The sequence below is a fragment of the Azotobacter armeniacus genome (genome assembly GCF_054779355.1).
The window spans coordinates 1-1,106 of sequence record NZ_BAAGYK010000166.1; the positions used below are offsets into that span (position 1 = coordinate 1).

The following is a 1,106-nucleotide window of genomic DNA, read 5'->3' on the forward strand; positions in this document are numbered from 1 at the left end:
TAGCGCTGCAGCAGCGCCTGGAAGCCGGCCAGCAGCACCATGAACAGCGTCGCGCCTTCGGCTTGCGCGCGTCGGCTCAGCCCATGCACCAGCTCGGCCGGCAGCTCCAGGCGGTGCCGAGCGGCTCGGTACTGGCCGTCGGCCCGCCTCGGACGGTCCGTCGGCAGTTGCAGCACCGGGTGCGTTTCACCCAGTTGCGCCTTCCAGTATTCGAGCTGCCGGTCCTTCTCGCCCGCCTCCAGCCAGCTCCTCTGCCACAGGGCATAGTCGGCGTACTGGATCGGCAGGGGCGGCAAGCTCGCTTCCCCGCCTTGCAGCCGTGCCCGGTACTGCGCCACGAACTCGTCCACGATCACCTGCATCGACCAGCCGTCCGACACGATGTGGTGCATTGCCACCACCAGCACGTGCGCGTCCGTCCCCTCGCGGATCAGGCCCACCCGCAGCAGCGGTCCCTTCTCCAGATCGAACGGTTCGGCCTGCAGGCGCCGCACCTCTTCTACCAGGCGAGTCTCGCGCTCGCCGGCAGCGATCCCGCCGAGATCGACCAGCGCAATCCCGATCTCGGCGTGCTCCCGAATGACCTGTTCGCCCCCTCCCTCGGCAGTGGTTCGGAACACCGTGCGCAGTGCTTCATGGCGGGCGACCAACGCCTCGAAGCTCGCGCGCAGCGCCTGTACATCCAATCGCCCCTTGAGGCGGAGCGCTCCCGCGATGTGGTATGCCGTGCTTCCAGGCTCCAGTTGCCACAGGAACCATTGGCGGCCCTGGGCGTAGGACAGCGGAAGCGGCTCGGCTTTGCGTGCCGCCTCCAGGACGGGGATGACGACGGCAGGTGTGGCCGCCTCGACAGCCACAGTGGCTGCCAACGCCGCGAGCGTCTGCCGCTCGAAAATGCTCTTGGGGACGAGCGCGAGCCCACGCTTGCGGGCGCGCGCCACCACTTTCAGGCTCAGGATCGAGTCGCCGCCCAGCGCGAAGAAGTTGTCCTGGCGTCCCACGCGCTCCACGCCCAGCACCTCGGCCCAGATCGCCGCCAGCGCTTCCTCGACCACTCCCTGCGGCGCCTCGTAGGCGCACTCGCTGGTCAGCTCCGGCTCGGGCAG

General features: G+C 69.2%; 1 protein-coding gene. It reads right to left on the reverse strand.

The window, feature by feature from the left end; genetic code table 11:
- A partial coding sequence (locus ACYVD0_RS22780) for a condensation domain-containing protein (protein ID WP_460428915.1) occupies nt 1–1,106 on the reverse strand: 1,106 nt, incomplete at both ends.